The organism is Methylomicrobium album BG8, from assembly GCF_000214275.2.
In the GTDB taxonomy this organism is placed as follows: Bacteria; Pseudomonadota; Gammaproteobacteria; order Methylococcales; family Methylomonadaceae; genus Methylomicrobium; species Methylomicrobium agile.
The window spans coordinates 1,452,188-1,468,017 of sequence record NZ_CM001475.1; the positions used below are offsets into that span (position 1 = coordinate 1,452,188).

At 48.2% G+C, this 15,830-nt stretch carries 14 protein-coding genes; all 14 read left to right on the forward strand.

Annotated elements, in window-relative coordinates:
• Window positions 1-63: 63 nt before the first annotated feature.
• The 14 genes from METAL_RS06265 (at window position 64) to METAL_RS06330 (ending at window position 15,829) form a co-directional block, all read left to right on the forward strand.
• Complete coding sequence (locus METAL_RS06265; RefSeq protein WP_040578300.1) at window positions 64-2,640, forward strand: TonB-dependent siderophore receptor; 2,577 nt, start codon at window positions 64-66, stop codon at window positions 2,638-2,640.
• Window positions 2,641-2,724: 84 nt separating this feature from the next.
• A complete protein-coding gene (locus tag METAL_RS06270; protein WP_005370700.1) occupies window positions 2,725-3,918 on the forward strand; it encodes a PepSY-associated TM helix domain-containing protein in 1,194 nt (397 codons plus the stop codon).
• Window positions 3,919-4,065: 147 nt separating this feature from the next.
• Window positions 4,066-5,373: a glycosyltransferase gene (locus METAL_RS06275; protein WP_245549482.1), complete on the forward strand. Its 1,308-nt coding sequence runs from the start codon at window positions 4,066-4,068 to the stop codon at window positions 5,371-5,373.
• A gap of 127 nt (window positions 5,374-5,500) precedes the next feature.
• Window positions 5,501-7,501: a carbamoyltransferase family protein gene (locus METAL_RS06280; protein WP_005370706.1), complete on the forward strand. Its 2,001-nt coding sequence runs from the start codon at window positions 5,501-5,503 to the stop codon at window positions 7,499-7,501.
• 75 nt (window positions 7,502-7,576) lie between these two features.
• A complete protein-coding gene (locus METAL_RS06285; protein WP_005370707.1) occupies window positions 7,577-8,548 on the forward strand; it encodes a sulfotransferase domain-containing protein in 972 nt (323 codons plus the stop codon).
• A gap of 156 nt (window positions 8,549-8,704) precedes the next feature.
• Window positions 8,705-9,868 (forward strand): tyrosine-type recombinase/integrase, encoded by a 1,164-nt coding sequence (locus tag METAL_RS06290; protein ID WP_005370708.1) that lies wholly within the window; start codon window positions 8,705-8,707, stop codon window positions 9,866-9,868.
• Between the two features lie 43 nt (window positions 9,869-9,911).
• Complete coding sequence (locus METAL_RS06295) at window positions 9,912-10,142, forward strand: hypothetical protein (protein ID WP_005370709.1); 231 nt, start codon at window positions 9,912-9,914, stop codon at window positions 10,140-10,142.
• 254 nt (window positions 10,143-10,396) lie between these two features.
• On the forward strand, window positions 10,397-10,693 hold the full coding sequence (locus tag METAL_RS06300; RefSeq protein ID WP_005370711.1) for a type II toxin-antitoxin system RelE/ParE family toxin: 297 nt from the start codon (window positions 10,397-10,399) through the stop codon (window positions 10,691-10,693).
• A 3-nt stretch (window positions 10,694-10,696) separates the two neighbouring features.
• Window positions 10,697-10,996, forward strand: coding sequence for an addiction module antidote protein (locus tag METAL_RS06305; RefSeq protein ID WP_005370712.1), 300 nt, complete (start codon window positions 10,697-10,699; stop codon window positions 10,994-10,996).
• A 169-nt stretch (window positions 10,997-11,165) separates the two neighbouring features.
• Window positions 11,166-11,858, forward strand: a complete 693-nt coding sequence (locus METAL_RS06310) for a hypothetical protein (protein WP_005370713.1) — start codon at window positions 11,166-11,168, stop codon at window positions 11,856-11,858.
• A gap of 1,171 nt (window positions 11,859-13,029) precedes the next feature.
• Window positions 13,030-14,010, forward strand: a complete 981-nt coding sequence (locus tag METAL_RS06315) for a toll/interleukin-1 receptor domain-containing protein (RefSeq protein ID WP_213069472.1) — start codon at window positions 13,030-13,032, stop codon at window positions 14,008-14,010.
• 8 nt (window positions 14,011-14,018) lie between these two features.
• The gene (locus METAL_RS06320) at window positions 14,019-14,777 is read left to right on the forward strand and encodes a hypothetical protein (RefSeq protein WP_213069473.1); all 759 of its coding nucleotides are present in this window, start codon (window positions 14,019-14,021) and stop codon (window positions 14,775-14,777) included.
• 322 nt (window positions 14,778-15,099) lie between these two features.
• Window positions 15,100-15,318, forward strand: a complete 219-nt coding sequence (locus tag METAL_RS06325) for a DUF935 domain-containing protein (RefSeq protein WP_005370718.1) — start codon at window positions 15,100-15,102, stop codon at window positions 15,316-15,318.
• Between the two features lie 25 nt (window positions 15,319-15,343).
• The gene (locus tag METAL_RS06330; RefSeq protein WP_005370720.1) at window positions 15,344-15,829 is read left to right on the forward strand and encodes a phage virion morphogenesis protein; all 486 of its coding nucleotides are present in this window, start codon (window positions 15,344-15,346) and stop codon (window positions 15,827-15,829) included.
• Window position 15,830 lies beyond the last annotated feature (1 nt).

Genomic DNA, 15,830 nt, shown 5'->3' on the forward strand with positions numbered 1-15,830 from the left:
GCTCGTCTCCGTCCTGAACATAAAAATAAATCGTTCTTACATAATATTCATGACGAGAGAAATATGATGCACACTATTGCTCCTAGCTGTAAATCGCTGGTTATGCGGAGACGAGAGCCGCTTTCTGATGATGGGGCTGCAATTCGGTTATCTCAAAAAATCAAGGTCTGTTCTTTTAGCGTTTTTTTTATCTTAACGATATTACATTCGATTCCCGGATACACAGAAACCGGTGGAAATTCAAAAGTCTTTAAATTTAATATTCCAGGCCAGAATATGGCTGCTTCATTGGTTGCCTTTTCGGAAATAACCGGTAACCAATTGAGCTATCCGGCGGCTTTAGTTAAAGATATTAAGTCCGAGCAACTATCCGGCAGTTACACAGCCGATCAAGCCCTACAAAAACTTTTAGCCGGTTCCGGCATTTCTTATCGTCATACAGGTAACGATGCGATTGCGTTGGCGGCGAAAGAAAGTGATTCAGCGCCGCAAACAGGTATGACTACGTTAAAAACGATGACCGTGGTAGGCGAGTCGGTTCTGGATGTGAATGATCCTGATAACCAGGACTATAAAATCACCAATGCCGTTACTGCGACCAAAACCGATACGCCGATTATGGAAACACCTTTTTCAGTGAAGGTAATATCCAAGCAAGTGATGCAGGATCAGCAGTCGGTACGTTTGGATCAGGCTTTGGAAAACGTCAGTGGCGTTCAGCCGAGCCGTAGCGCGGGCGGCATCGGCGGCGGGCAGAGTTTCACCACCATTCGTGGGTTCCAGACCACCGATTTTTACCGGGATGGCGGACGATTTAACGGGAGCTTTGTGGTGAATGGACCTCGAGAGATGGCCAACGTTGAACGGATAGAAGTGCTCAAAGGGCCTGCCTCCATCCTCTATGGACGAATGGAGCCCGGCGGAATGGTTAATATTGTCACCAAGAAGCCTCTGGCGACGCCTTATTATTCGTTGCAGCAGCAGTTCGGTTCTTTCGACTTCTATCGCACTACGGCAGATGCTGCAGGCCCGGTCACTGAAGATGGATCCTTGCTCTATCGCGTCAACCTCGCTTATGAAAACGGCGGTTCTTTTCGAGAATTCATCGACAATGACCGGGTGTTTTTTGCGCCAACCGTTCAATGGAATATCAGCGATAAAACCAAGGCGAATTTCCATATGGAATACCAGCACAGTAAAGACCCTTTCGATACCGGGCTCTTTGCCGTGGGCACTCGTCCTGTAGACGTGCCGCGTGAGCGTAACTTGGGCGAGGCGGGCACACAGTCCGAGAGTGAAACTTTTATTGTCGGCTTCGACTGGTCGCACGCTTTCAATGACAATTGGACTCTGAGCCATCGCTTCGATGCCATCTTCCTGCCCAAAGCCGACGGCGGTCCTTCTGTATACGGCCAAGGCCCGGATCCGCAAAATTGTACGGTCGCCTCCTGCTCTGTGAATCGCATAACATTTGCCGATCAACGGGATGACCAGAATTATTACACCACGCTGGACCTCAACGGGAAGTTCAGTACTTGGGGGCTGAATCATTCCGTTCTGATCGGCGGCGACTATCAGCGCTTGCAACACCATTCCGACTTTGCATGGGCATTCAGTCAGCCTATTGACGCCTACAACCCGGTTCATACCGGTGTAAATGCCGATCTGCTGAGCAACCCTAATCTTTCCGGTTCCTCAAATTTCATAGAAGAATGGGGCGGTTTCTATGCCCAGGATTCGATCGAGCTGCCCTATCATGTCCATCTGCTCGCAGGATTTAGATATGACACGGTTAGAAAATCCAATTGGAGTGACTTGAATTTTAATTTTGGAAACCCCTTTGTTCAATCTACGAATACGCTTCTTCAGCAGGAAGCCGTGAATCCGCGTTTTGGTATCTTGTACCAGCCCATTCCAGAGCTAAGCCTCTATGGTAATTATGTGGAAAACTTTGGGATTGCCAATGGCCAAAATGCTGATGGAAGTTCCTTGCCACCGACTACCGCCCAGCAATGGGAAGCGGGAATCAAGACCGAGCTGTTCGACAAACGCTTCACCGGTACGCTCGCCTGGTATGACATCACCAAGCAGAACATTGCCGTCACCGATCCTAACCCGGCTAGAGCGGCTCTGGGTTTTTCACAGTCTGTCGGCGAAGTTCGTAATCAAGGGATCGAATTGGATCTTGCCGGAGAGCTGCTGCCTGGCTGGAAGCTTATCGGAAGTTACTCCTATATAGACTCAGAGATTACCAAGGACATAGCACTCGTTAACGGCGCCGTAACTCAAGGCAATCAGGGCAAAAGCTTGTGGAATGTACCCAGAAACAGCGCCAGTTTATGGAATACCTATGAGTTTCAAGCGGGCGATTTGCGCGGACTCATATTCGGCGCAGGATTGATCGTGCGCGACCAGCGGCAAGGCGACAATGCCAACAGCTTCCAACTGCCGGGCTACGCTACAGCCAACTTGATGGCCGGTTACAGCTGGAAAGTGGGGCGCACAAAACTTTCGACACAGCTTAACGTGAACAATTTGTTGGATAAATCGTATTACGACAGTGCCGCAAACAGCAGAACTCAAGGCATTATGCCCGGTACTCCGCGTAGCTTCATGGGTTCGATTCGGGTCGAGTTTTGAGTGTGTAGCTGTGTAGTAGCGAAGGTTGTTGGGTTGCCGTCTTTGGGCAACCCAACATTTATGCCTTTTGGTTAAATGATTGTTATGGCTGTTGCGCTTAAATCCCGTCGTAAAATCTGGCTCAAGGTACATCTGTACCTTGGCTTGCTAGCCGGAGCGGTATTCGTATTGACCGGCCTCACCGGTAGCTTGTTGGCTTTTGAAGTTCCGTTGGATGAGCTACTCAATACCAAGCTGATGACTGTTCCGGTCGATAAGGAGAATAAAAGCTATTTACCGCTGGATGCTCTTGTTGCATCGGGCTTGAAAGCATTGCCAGCCAATGGCAAAGCGATCAGCTTGGGTTTTCCCAGGCATTCAGGGTTGGCTTTTGAGCTGTGGTTTCAACAGCCTTCTCCGAATACGGATCGTCTTGAAAGCCATCAGATATTCATCAATCCCTACACCGGCGGGATTACCGGCCAGCGTCTCAAAGTTGATTTTGAGCGAGGCTGGCGAGGACCGTTAATGGATGTGGTTCTTCGTTTGCACTATAGCTTGGCTGTAGGATCGGTGGGAATGACTCTTATGGGTTTTATCGGTCTGGCTTTATTGTTTTCAATGTTAACCGGTTTGATTTTATGGTGGCCCGGTCAGGGGAAGTTCAGAAAAGCGTTGATGATTAAGAGTAACGCCAGTCCTGAACGGCTCAACTTTGATTTGCACAAAACATTCGGTTTTTATAGTTCGGCCGTACTTTTATTGTTGATACTGTCCGGCGTATACCTGATCTTCCCGGACTATGGTCGGGGGTTGATAAGTGTATTTTCACCGGTAATAGAACCTTACCCGATATACCGGAGCGTTGTACCAACGGGGGCTAAAATACCGATTGATCTTGCCCAGGTCACACGCATCACCGATGCGCGTTTCCCCGACGGGGAATATCGATGGATCGGTTTTCCCAAAGATGATCAAGGTGTTTATCAAGTGGGTAAACCAGCAATCGATGAGATTAATCAAAGGTCGCCTTACCGGCGCCTTTGGATTGACCAATACAGCGGAGAAATCATTCATGAGCGGGAGCGCGGCAGCCGTACTGCGGGCGACATATTTGTAGAATGGCTTTATCCGTTACACAGCGGCGAAGCTTTCGGTTTTACCGGGCAGTTTATTATTTTTATATCAGGATTAGTGCCTTTAGTGCTTTATGTGACCGGTGTCATCCGCTGGCTGCAAAAACGTAAAGCAGTTGCGAAGAAACACGGTATCAAGCCGCTTGAAGCGGGCCGGAAATAAAAAATTGAAAAAGTTGTTGGGTGAAGTATGAGTGGGTAGTTATTATTCTATCTTCTGATTAATGTGATATTTAATTTATATGTATATATGGCTAATATTGTATTTTGTTTTCCTCCTATAGTGAGTACTATTAATTCAAGTTTACGATTGGCTAGAGAATTAAAATTACGCGGTCACCGAATAACTTATATAGGCATTACTGATTGTAAGCCTTTGATATGCGCCAATGGTTTTGAATTTGTGTCTATTTATGAGGAATGGTTTCCAAAAGGATGTTTTGAAGGCGTTTATTTGAAATTGCAGTCTTCGGATACGAGCAACTTATCGGAAACCAGAAGTCATACACTCAGGTTTAATGAGTTTCTTGATTATTTGATTGCAGGCGGTGATGAGGAGTTAAATGTTGCGATTAAAAAATTAAAACCGGATTTAATTCTTGTATCAACGTCCTTATCTGATTCTGTTGTATGGGCATTGTTCTTTCATAAACTTAAGCTGAAAGTCATATATGTTTTTGATGTATTAGGCGGGTGTAATCATACCGTACCACCAATACATACCGATTTGGTTTCAGATGGCTCGCTGTGGTCTTCAATAAAAACAGTTTCGGTATGGTTTATTTATAGAATAAAGAAGATATGGCATGAAAAATATCGGGTTCGTAATGGGCTTGATTTAATATCGCCTGATAAATTAAGAAAAATTTCTAATTATTGCGACTATTCGCACAAAGATATTGATTTTTGGACAGATATGCCGGGTTTTCAATTGAAATTGCCTGAGTTGGTGCTTTTTCCGCGTGTATTTGATTTTCCGAGTGCGAAAAAAAAAGGGCGATATTATGCTGAAGCATCAATTGATTTAAATAGAGAACAACCATCTTTTCCTTGGGAAAAAATTGATGACTCGCAGCCTATAGTATATGTGGCGTTAGGAACTCTTTCTTTGATGGCTAAATCTGATTATGAAAAATTTTTTCATACAGTTATAAAGGCATCAACTAAATGGCCTGAATGGAATTGGGTACTCTCGATTGGTAATAACTTGAGCATCGATGATTTTAAGTATGCCTGTTCTAATGTGATTATTGTCAATCGTGCCCCACAGCTGGAATTGTTAAAAAAAGCCTCATTAATGATTACTCATGGCGGACCTAATTCTATTAAGGAATGTATATTTTTTGGCGTTCCAATGATAGTTTTTCCATTATGGTTTGATCAACCTGGTAATGTTGCCAGAGTTATTTATCATGGCCTGGGACTTAAAGGTAATTTTAAAACAATTACCTCCAAAGAATTGCAAGCGCTCATAGAAGAAGTAACGACTAATCCCAAGTTTATAGAACGAATAAAGGCAATGCAAAGATCGTTCATGGAAATTGAAGACGCTAAACCTAGCATACAGTTGGTTGAAAGATTTATAAGTCAAGCCGATATTCCACCTTTTTTGGATTAATTTAGTAAGAAGCAGTTATGTTTTATTTTTTCGTCTGCTATATGGATTTTTATTATAGGCTGTATGCTTATGATAATTTTATAAATATGGCGCTTGATTATGCGGTTTTAATTTTAAGGAAAATATAATGCTTGTTCTTGGCTTAAATGGTGGCGGCGACACGGTATTTGATGCGTATTTTGGGTTGTCTGAAAACGCCTATCATGATACCGCAGCAGTATTAATACAAGATGGTAATGTTATTGCCGGAATTGAGGAAGAGCGGCTGATTCGTATTAAACATACCAACAAAATATGGGTATCCGCAGTACGATTTTGCTTGGAACAGGCAAATAAAAAACTTGAAGATATAGATTATATTGCAGTCTATTCCAATGAAGATATTTTAAATAAGGTATTAAAACAGCAACAACTAAACAATCCAGCGCTAGCTGAAGTTGCAGATACGCATAAGTTATTTAATTATTTGTTTTATCGTGAATTCAATTACTGTTTAAAGGATAACCAGCTTGTATTTGTCGACCACCACACTACGCATGCGGCAACAGCTTATTATATGTCGGGTTTTCGTGACAGCTTGGTGTTGACCATAGATGGACTCGGCGACGAACTGGCGACCAATGTCATTGATGTTCGCAATAAGCGCTTTGATAGTTTGTTGAGTAAGCCTGCTGCTGATTCGTTAGGGCTTTTATATTGGGAAGTGATACGTTTTCTTGGCTATAGTCATTTTGATGAATATAAAGTCATGGGGCTTTCGCCTTATGGCTGTAGTGAAATCTATAAGGAGCAATTTCGGCGATTGTATACCTTATTGCCAAACGGCGATTATTCGTTGCATCGAGATCGCGTAATTGAATTGTTCAACGTATTGAATCCTAGGAAAAAGGATGCGCCGTTTAGTCAAGTCCACATGGATATCGCAGCGGCCTTGCAAGAAGCGTTAGAGACTATTGTTTTTCATATTCTGCGCCATTTTCAGCAAGCCACTGGCCACACTCGCTTGGTAATCAGCGGCGGTGTCGGCCAAAACAGCAGCATGAATGGCAAGATTCTCTGTTCCGGTTTATTTGAGGATGTTTTTATACCCTCTTTTGCCGGCGATTCCGGCTGCGCTTACGGTGCTGCGGCTTATGTCGCCCACCAGGTACAACCGGCGTTGCCTTTTGCACGCGTTGCTCACGCGTATTGGGGAACGCCGATTCATGACGATGAAGTCGGCGACGCTTTGGCGGCTTGGCGGACGTTTTTGCATATCGAGAAGATGAACAATCGTTCTGAGCGGGTTTCCGATCTGATGATAGATGGGGCGGTGATCGGTTGGGTGCAAGGGCGTTCCGAATTCGGCCCCAGGGCTTTAGGTAACCGCAGTATTCTGGCCGATCCGCGTGTCGCTTCGCACAAGGAGACGATCAATGCCATGATCAAAATGCGCGAAGGTTACCGGCCGTTTGCGCCGTCGATCCTGGAAGAGCGGGTGCGGGATTTCTTCGAAGTGCCGGGAGAACGGGACGATTTTCCCTTTATGTCCTTCGTGCTGAACGTCAAACCGGAATGGCGTGAGCAATTGCCTGCCATCACCCACGTAGACGGCAGCGCCCGGCTGCAAACCGTAAACAAGGCGAGCAATCCTCGCTACTGGGAGTTGATCGACGCCTTCGGTCGCAAAACCGGCATCCCGATTTTGCTTAATACTTCGTTCAATAACAATGCAGAGCCTATTGTCGATAGCATAGACGATGCAGTGGTGTGTTTTTTGACGTCCGGATTGGATTATCTGGTCGTGGGCGATTATTTGGTTCGTAAAAAAGACTGGCAGCCTGAAGACATGGCCGGTTTAATCGTCAGCTTGCCGAAAGCCGCAGTATTGCTTAGAGAAGATCGCTACATCAGCCAAAGCAAACGCGGTTTTAGTTATGCACTGGTCTGGAATTACGATTCCGCACGGCGGCATGCCTTGTCGGAAGTAGGGTACAAGATATTGCAAGCGGCGGATGGAGAACAATCCGTAGGTCAGCTTATGGTTATGCTGGGTTTTTCAAAAGCACAGCAAGTGCAGGCTTGGGAGGAATTGTCTGGATTGTGGTCGGATCGATTACTGGTGATGCGACCTGATTCCAAATCATGAAGATGGTTGCACCTGTGGAAATAGTGTCGTCAATCTGGTCTATTGCCTTGAATTTGATGATGAAGGCGTAAGTAAATGGATGCTGCCGCAATTGAGCGCAAAAGAAATAGGTTGTCCCGGGCTTATCAACTGGAGTCTGAGTACTGGCGCATGCGCACTGGCTATATGTCTGGCCACGAGTTGCCTTCGAAGTTGCAATATGCTGCCAAGCTACTGGAATATCAATTTCTTCCTCATTATTTTGGAGAGTCGCCAGGTTGGCGAAGGCTGTTGAGACAACTCGACGGCCAGCGTACGTTACCGGATTTTTGCGTTATCGGAGCGATAAAAAGTGGCACCAGTGACTTGGCGGTCAACATCCTGCTGCACCCCAATATCATGGTGCCGTTAGCCAAGGAGTTTTATAGGCCCGATCCTGAGGAATGGCGAATATTTTATCCAACGACGCGGCAGAAGAAAGACCATGCAGCCCGGCACGGTTTTGCGCTGTCTCCATTTCTTGCGCCTTATCTTCATAAGATGGATGTAACTTATAGACTGTCGCAAGTGCAACCCAATACCAAAATTGTGCTTACCTTGAGGGATCCGGTTAAACGGGTTTATTCGCAGTGGAAGTGGGAGGTGTTTTTGTCCGGAAACAAACATGCTGCGGAGCTGCCGTTTTTGAGCTCATTTTCCGCCTATGTTGATAGAGCGCTCTCAGTATTTCCAGAATATCCAATGTATACAGCTACTTACTTTGATCCGTTGCAAACGAGTATTTACTGGAAAGCTGTAAGTTACTGGATGGATTGTTTTGGTCGCGACAATGTACTGGTGTTGGACGTAGCGAACTATTTTTTTGATAGCAATCGCTTTTTAAACCAAATTTATGAATTCGTCGGTTTGCCTAGTTTTGAGAGTCCTGTATTCGCTAATAAAATAAACGAGAACCCTATTGTATTGCCGCCGCCGGATGAAGAAAGTTTATCTAAACTTAGTGAATTTTTTAAACCCTATAATGAGAAGCTTTGGCCGTTGCTTGGAAGGGAATTCAATTGGAGTTAATTAGATATCGGAATTAGTTTAGAAATAATTGTTCTGCACCTGCTGTTTTATCGTTCAACGGCTTTGCTGCATCAATCCGCCGTCAACTTCATGTGTAAGGAAATCTACGGGCCTTACGCAGAAATACCGAAACCAGAAATCGACGCAAAGGCAGCCATGACAACGCATTTCGACTTCACCAAGCCAAAACTCGAAGCACTGAGAGAGCCAAAACCCGGCGAACGAATCGTTTACCACGACACCCACAAGAACGCAACCGGGCTGCAACTTCGGCACTCGGGCAATACGAAGACGTTCTTCATTCAAAAACGCGTAGATGGCAAGCCGGAGCGTGTCACTATCGGCAAGTTCCCTAATATGTCCATCGAGAACGCCAGAAAGGAAGCGGCGCGACTGAGCGCGTTAATCGCGCAGAAGATCAACCCCAATACCGACGCCAGAGCCTTAAAGACCGAAACCACCCTGCAAGAGCTGTTCGATGAATTTCTGAAACATCGGCGCAACAAGCGCGGGGCGTTTCTGTCCGAGATAACCAAGCGCAGTTACCGTTACGACTTTGCCCTGTACCTGGAAAAATGGGGCAAGCGCCAACTGTCGCAGTTTAAAGATACTGACTTCGGCAAGTTACATGCAGAGATCGGCAAGGAACATCCCACGACGGCGAACCGCGTCATTGCAATGGCGTCGAGCCTGTTCGGCTATGCCGCCGAGCGCAAGCTGTTCAAAGGCGCAAATCCGGCGCACGGCATCAAGAAGTTTCCCGAAACCAAGCGCGACCGCTTTCTGCAATCGGACGAGCTGCCCGCGTTTTTCAAGGCCCTGGCGAAGGAACCGAACGACACCTTCCGCGATTACTTTTTGATGGCGCTGCTGACCGGAGCGCGGCGCTCCAATGTTCTGGAAATGGAGTGGGTCCAGATCAATCTGGCGCGGGCCGAATGGCGAATCCCGACCACTAAGAACGGCGAGCCTCAGACTGTCACCCTATCCCCGGAAGCCGTGGAAATCCTACGCAACCGGCAAGGCTGTCATGCAGTCTGGGTTTTCCCCGGCACCGGCGCAACCGGGCATATCGTCGAACCCAAGAAAGCATGGTGGCGCGTGCTGGATCGGGCGCGCATTGATAATCTACGGATTCACGACTTGCGGCGCACGCTGGGGAGTTGGCAAGCCAAAACCGGCGCATCCTTGGCGATTGTCGGCAAAGTCTTAACCACAAGTCGCCATCGAAGGCGGCCATTTATGCCCGGCTGGACCTTGATCCGGTTCGGGAATCAGTCGAACGAGCTACCGGCGCAATGCTGGCGGCTGGCGTCTTGAAAGAGTCTGGCGAGATTATTCCCATTAACAAGAGGAAACAACCATGATGACTTTAGAGTTAGACGACGAAACCGCCACACTCTTGGCGCGACTGGCCGAGCAGGAACATATCGGCGCGGTGCAATTGGTCAAGAAGGCCTTGGTAGAGCATGCAAACGTCATGCGCGACAAGGGCGATCTGATAACCGATTTTGCCGGCGTATTGGCGAGGTCCCCTTCATTTCAAGGCGACCCGCTCGAAATTCAAAAGGCGATGCGTGATGAGTGGGATTAAGTATTTGCCGGATACGAATGTTGTTATCGGTCTGCTGAAAGGCAGGGAGCCGGCAGTCAATGCGCTCAAGGGAATCAACATAACCGATTGCGGGTACAGGACCGTAGTAGGTACGATTAGCGAAGCGTAATCGTACGAATTCGAGGTTTGCATTCCTCCGATTACGCTTCGCTAATTGGGGGCTACGCAGGCCGTTAACCCAACCTATCTGGCTAGTCCTTGACAATCTGTAATCGTTTGGCTACAGTCGCCTTATGTACACAATCAAACAACTCCCGCAATTTAGCGATTGGTTGAGCGGCCTGAAAGACGGCCTGACGCGCCGTCGCCTGGCTACCCGGCTGCGTAAAGCGACGTTGGGCAATTTGGGCGACGTTAAGCCCGGTGGCGACGGCGTGTTCGAAATGCGCGAGCATTTCGGTCCGGGTTGGCGCATGTACTATGTACAACGCGGCGAGGTGTTGATTGTGATGCTGGGAGGCGGCGACAAATCCAGTCAGGCCGCCGATATCGCGAACGCCATTCAATTGGCCGCTACCCTGGAGGATTGAACGATGGCCGAAAAAATTAACATTGCAGACTTACCGGAATTCGACATCACCGAGCATCTCGACAGCGATCAGGCGATTGCCGAATACATTACCGTTGTTCTGGAAGAAGATGATCCGGCTTTGTTGGCCGCCGCCCTGGGCGATATCGCCCGCGCCAAAGGCATGACGGACATAGCCCGCGCCGCCGGCATGAGCCGCGAGTCGCTTTACAAAGCGCTCCGGCCCAATGCGCAGCCGCGGTTCGACACGATCGTGAAGGTTTGCAAAGCGCTCGGTATCCGGCTGCACGCAGAGCCGGTTTAAATCAATAGTCGCGTAGGTTGGGTTGCGCTTTTTGCAGCCCAACATTGGGTACAGCGATGTGTTGGGTTAACGACGACTGCATGGATGCCACCACAAGGGTGGTCTATGGGCAGAGCTATTGCCGATAAAGCTGTTAACCCAACCTACCTGCTAGCTAAAAGGAGCAATTGTGGACCGCAGTAATACCGCCAAATTCGACGAAGAAGTGAATGAACTATACAAACTTCTCCAAAAAAAAGAGAACGCTATCGTTTCTCCGCTTTTTGAAATTCCGAAGCTTGCCCATCCAGAATCAAAGCGAATTGGAAAACGCTATATCTTGATCCCATTCGCTTTGGCATTGTCTTTGGCGGTTGTAGGATGGATATTTCATCCTAACGAGTGGCTTAAATTCATAATTCTAGTGCTAACTTTGGTTGGGTATATTGGCATCATAGCTGTCCAAATTTTGGAGCTCTATGCAGACAAGGGGTCAATTCTGCAATTTTTGAAAAACCCATTGATAATATTCATAAACAGCCTTGTGGAAGAATCAGCTCATGAAATGATGTTGGCTGCAGAGCTTAAGAAATTTAGCAACGATTCATTGGAAATGGTAAAGCGAAGCCTTGAAGTGGGGCATCTGGCAATATCTCAGCGCATAGGTATCTTTGTCGGAGTGATCGATAAAACAGGTGTTTTGCCAGGCTTGGTTACGCTATATTTTGCAGCAGCAAGCAAAACTTCCCAGCAAGTTGCTGTACTTGTAGCCGTTGCAATGTTCGTTATCTATATTTTTGCGTTCGCAGTACACCATGCATTGCCGCGCCTTAACTACTACATAAGCCTAATTGACTTTGAATTGAAGCGCCGAAAAAACTAGGGCTAACAATCGCGCGAACGTCAACGCATATTTCGTTAGCGGTGCTCACGTAGGGCAGGGTACGCGGTGCGTACCCCATATGCATCAACTTAAGAAACTTAAAGCCTGTATTCGTTGTTTAACCCTCTGATCAATTAACATCCTAGACAAAGAGGAACAGCGATGGATATTTTTTCAACTCTGGCCACGGCTTTACACCGTATTTTTAACGAAAAAGCCCTGTAGGTCGGGCAACCGCTTTATCGTTGCCCGACGATCATGTGGCGATCCTGCTTCGGAATATTGCGCGGGTCTGAAACCCTGCCATCTTTCAAGGCCTTGGAAATGTCGGGCGCAAAAAGCGCGTGCCCGACCTACACGACTAAAGGGCTACCCCTTTCAGGGGAAATGGGGGCCGATAATTTGCTGTTGGTTTCCATTAGGAACAGGGTTCTGGGATGTGTAGTAGGGGCATTGGACATTTTCATTCCTTAAACAAGGTGGTATTAGCTGGGCAAAAGCGATACCAGATATGTTAATCAGCGAAGCCCAATTATTCTCCGAGCTATTTATTGTTGCAGCTAATGTCAAAAAGCCCTACAGTTAAGAGAAATAGACATTGAAGTTGGTAATTTATCGACTGACCTACTACATGGTACAGCTGGGTTAATCTATCTGCGATATGATTCCCCGCTGGATGGTAAGGCCCTTGAGCTACTTCGGATGACCACCCCAGACGAAAACATGAAAAATATGAGGGAGATGGACAATGCCAAACAGATTCAAAATTTGAAGAAACTTGGTGAGGAGGTTGCTCGTCGGCTTATGGCGGCCTTTCACCTACCGCGGGCGTTTGGCTCACCTCTTTATCGTCTTCAATTAGCTCTAATGAGGCCGTACGATGACTCGGAACACTGTATTACAGATGAACCATCCCATAGGAAGTGGTACAAACAACGTTTGTCTAAAAGATACCGTTCCAGGGCTCGGCCGTCCCATTCATATCCACTTGCTTTCATGCCAGCCTAGCGTCGAGTTAAAAACCGTCGCTGTCTTTAATTCCATTAAGACTCAGCTGAGCCTTCCGGTTGGAACCAGTCCGTGTGGTGGTCCGGGAGTGCGAGGGAGATGGGAAGACGGAATGAGTTGTATGGCTTGGAGGGAGCCCTCGTGCCAACATATCCTCGTTTTGATGACCGATGGTACTTCGCTGAACAATCATGTTGAGCAGTTTGCTCTGGATTGGAAACAGCAGGCAGGAATAAACGGTATCATCATTCCGGTTCTGCCTCCTAGTGCAGGTGGGTCTTCTCTACCGAAGAGCCTTCAAAGCATGAACCGACTGGCTGATGTGGGTAACGCCGCCTGGCTTGCCACCGATATTCTACGTTGGATCCAAGTGGGGGCAGAACGAAAGCTTTTCTTAAGCTATCGCCGTGACGACACCAAGAATCTTGCTGACCAGATCCACCATGCTCTAGTTCAGCGTGGCTATCGCGTGTATCTTGACAGATTCTCGGGAACGCCAGGCCGCTTTTTCCCACAGGAAATTGCCGAGGAACTAGCAGACAAAGGATGTGTACTGCTGCTTGAGAGTCCAAACTTGGCTAAGTCCCGCTGGACTAGATGGGAGATTGCCTTTGCGCGCCATTATCACCTAGGCCTGATGGCATTGAATGTAGACGGTGCTCCACTCCTTCCTGCGGGCCCTCAGTCGCCAGATCGCATGAATGTTAGAACCCAACCATCCTCTGGGGAACTTTCTATCTCAGACTTAGGGACTGTTATTGACTTTATCGCTCGGCGTTACACTATCAACTCCATTGCTCGTCGAGTCTTTTATGAAGAATTATTGCGGAAAACCTCTCAGTCAAAAGGGGTTGGATTCCAGGAACTAGGGAATGGAACATATGCTCTCTCCGCTCGCGGTAAAACAGCTCTCGTCTATCCCAGTGGAAGACCAGGAAACTTGTCAGAATTGCACAATATCGCTTTAACTTATTCTTTTAAAAGTACTTTTGATTTTAGAATTTTAGCCGGACAGCACCAGCATCTTCCACCACGGGCGAATCAGGAACTCGACTGGCTCGCTCAGCTGGCCATTGTTCTGCTTCGCGGACCATATCAGTTACCCGGTTCAATCCATAACTTCGCCAATGGTGTAAACCCATGAATTCCCTAATGATTCTAGTAGGACCTGATGCAGACGCTGATCCTTACTTAATGGATCTTGCCTCTGTTGCAGCCGGATTGGCCGTTGAGTCCAAGCGTCGAATCCTGTTTGTCGGAACATCCCAAACTGTGTTGGCTGTGGGGACAGCAATCGTCGGGTATCAGCAAGAGCGAACAGTAGAAGGAGGAGAGCGCTTTCCATCGCCAATTGTATTGGCCGGATTGGTTCGTAATGTTTTCGATACCCCGGATCCGTTGTATCGGGATCCTGAATTCAGCAAAGAGACGCGATATGATGAGGGTGGCTTGCTTTCAGAACTGGTTGATTTGGGTATCATGGACCTCGATAGCGGAATGGAAAAAAGGATTATCCCTAAGTCACTCGAAGCTCTAGATGATCAATTAGATGATTTTCTAAAGCGGGAGAAACCTTCTCAGATACTTGCTATTGGTAAGATCTCAAGGAAAATCCTTGAACGTCTGTCTCATAATGCCATGGAATCGAATATGCGTCTGGGAGTTATCGGTGTTGTTGGCCAGGCCCCTAAAGGTGCTGAGGTGCTTTTTAGTGAGATCGCAGAGTCCAAGCTGGATGGGGTTCCAATCCGAGGTGTAGAACAGAGTGAGGAGAGGAATCAAGGTGAAACCGCCTCGGAACCTCTGATTGAGGCGGCTAAAAACGCAGTTCGGGAGGCTGGGCTAAGTTATGCGGTGACCGAATGGGTGTTGGGAACGAGACAAAGCGATGAGGAAGCCTCCGACTACTAAGAAAGCGGTCGTTCTTGAGGCGGGTATTCTCTCTAATGAACGCCCGATAAGGTCGAGTTGCACGCATAGGTTGCCCGTCAGGTTTCAGAATGAAGCGGTCATTCGAATGGCAAGGCTGCAGAACAATCAACGGCAACTTATGGCCGTTATGCAAAGCTTTTCATAACGGTCAAAACCCGACACTAATACCTCTACCTCCACAAATGACCCGGTAGCTCTGGCAACCCGTCTGCCCGCCCGGCCGGATAACGCCGGGCGGAAGGCCGATAATCCGGCCGCGCAATTTGCAGAAGCCCGTCCGCTCGACGATCCGCCGGGTGAAATGGTGGACCTGTTGGAGCGCGCCGCGCAGCCGGCGGTCGATGGGCTGATGGAGGCGGTGCGCGGCGTGCTGCATTCGTCCGCCGATCTGCTGGATGTGCGGGAGCGGCTCGCGGGGATATTTCCGGCCTGGGGCAAAGAAGCGCTGGCGGCGGTGTTCGCCGAAGCGTTCTTGGCGGCGGAGTTGGCCGGCCGGGGCGATGTGAGCGAGGGGCGTTGATGACGACGCGTCCGAGTCTGCGATAATGGGTGTCCGGTACGGTTCGCTGCCGTTCAAGGAACAAATTGCCTTTTGGCGGGCTAAGGAGCTGGTCCCGACCGAGCGCTGGAACGATCTGGTTCGCGAGCAGCACGATACGGCGTTTACGGGCGATTTGGAGCCCGTTTTTGCGGATATCGGCGAGTATTTGACCAGAAGTCATGACGAACGCTTTGGTCGACAGGTTGCGCCGGACGGCGAGCCGTGGAAGGAATTATCACCCGGCTACCAGGCGCGCAAGCCGAAAAACCAGGACAAGATTTTAACGCTGGAGGGTGATTTGCGGAGATCGCTGCATGCTGATGTCTCGGCCGATGAGCTGCTGTTCGGCACGATCCTCAAGTACGGCGCCACGCACCAATTCGGCGATCCGCGGCGGCATATTCCGGAGCGGCCGTTTCTGGGCGTGTCGGATGACGATCGGGATGAGATTCTGGACATCATTCGCGATCATATCCAGGCCGCGCTGTGAG

Coding starts and splice junctions, on each gene's coding strand:
- METAL_RS06265 (WP_040578300.1), top strand. CDS start 64: ATGATGCACACTATTGCTCCTAGCTGTAAATCGCTGGTTATGCGGAGA.
- METAL_RS06270 (WP_005370700.1), top strand. CDS start 2,725: ATGGCTGTTGCGCTTAAATCCCGTCGTAAAATCTGGCTCAAGGTACAT.
- METAL_RS06280 (WP_005370706.1), top strand. CDS start 5,501: ATGCTTGTTCTTGGCTTAAATGGTGGCGGCGACACGGTATTTGATGCG.
- METAL_RS06285 (WP_005370707.1), top strand. CDS start 7,577: ATGGATGCTGCCGCAATTGAGCGCAAAAGAAATAGGTTGTCCCGGGCT.
- METAL_RS06290 (WP_005370708.1), top strand. CDS start 8,705: ATGACAACGCATTTCGACTTCACCAAGCCAAAACTCGAAGCACTGAGA.
- METAL_RS06295 (WP_005370709.1), top strand. CDS start 9,912: ATGATGACTTTAGAGTTAGACGACGAAACCGCCACACTCTTGGCGCGA.
- METAL_RS06300 (WP_005370711.1), top strand. CDS start 10,397: ATGTACACAATCAAACAACTCCCGCAATTTAGCGATTGGTTGAGCGGC.
- METAL_RS06305 (WP_005370712.1), top strand. CDS start 10,697: ATGGCCGAAAAAATTAACATTGCAGACTTACCGGAATTCGACATCACC.
- METAL_RS06315 (WP_213069472.1), top strand. CDS start 13,030: ATGACCGATGGTACTTCGCTGAACAATCATGTTGAGCAGTTTGCTCTG.
- METAL_RS06320 (WP_213069473.1), top strand. CDS start 14,019: ATGATTCTAGTAGGACCTGATGCAGACGCTGATCCTTACTTAATGGAT.
- METAL_RS06325 (WP_005370718.1), top strand. CDS start 15,100: ATGGTGGACCTGTTGGAGCGCGCCGCGCAGCCGGCGGTCGATGGGCTG.
- METAL_RS06330 (WP_005370720.1), top strand. CDS start 15,344: ATGGGTGTCCGGTACGGTTCGCTGCCGTTCAAGGAACAAATTGCCTTT.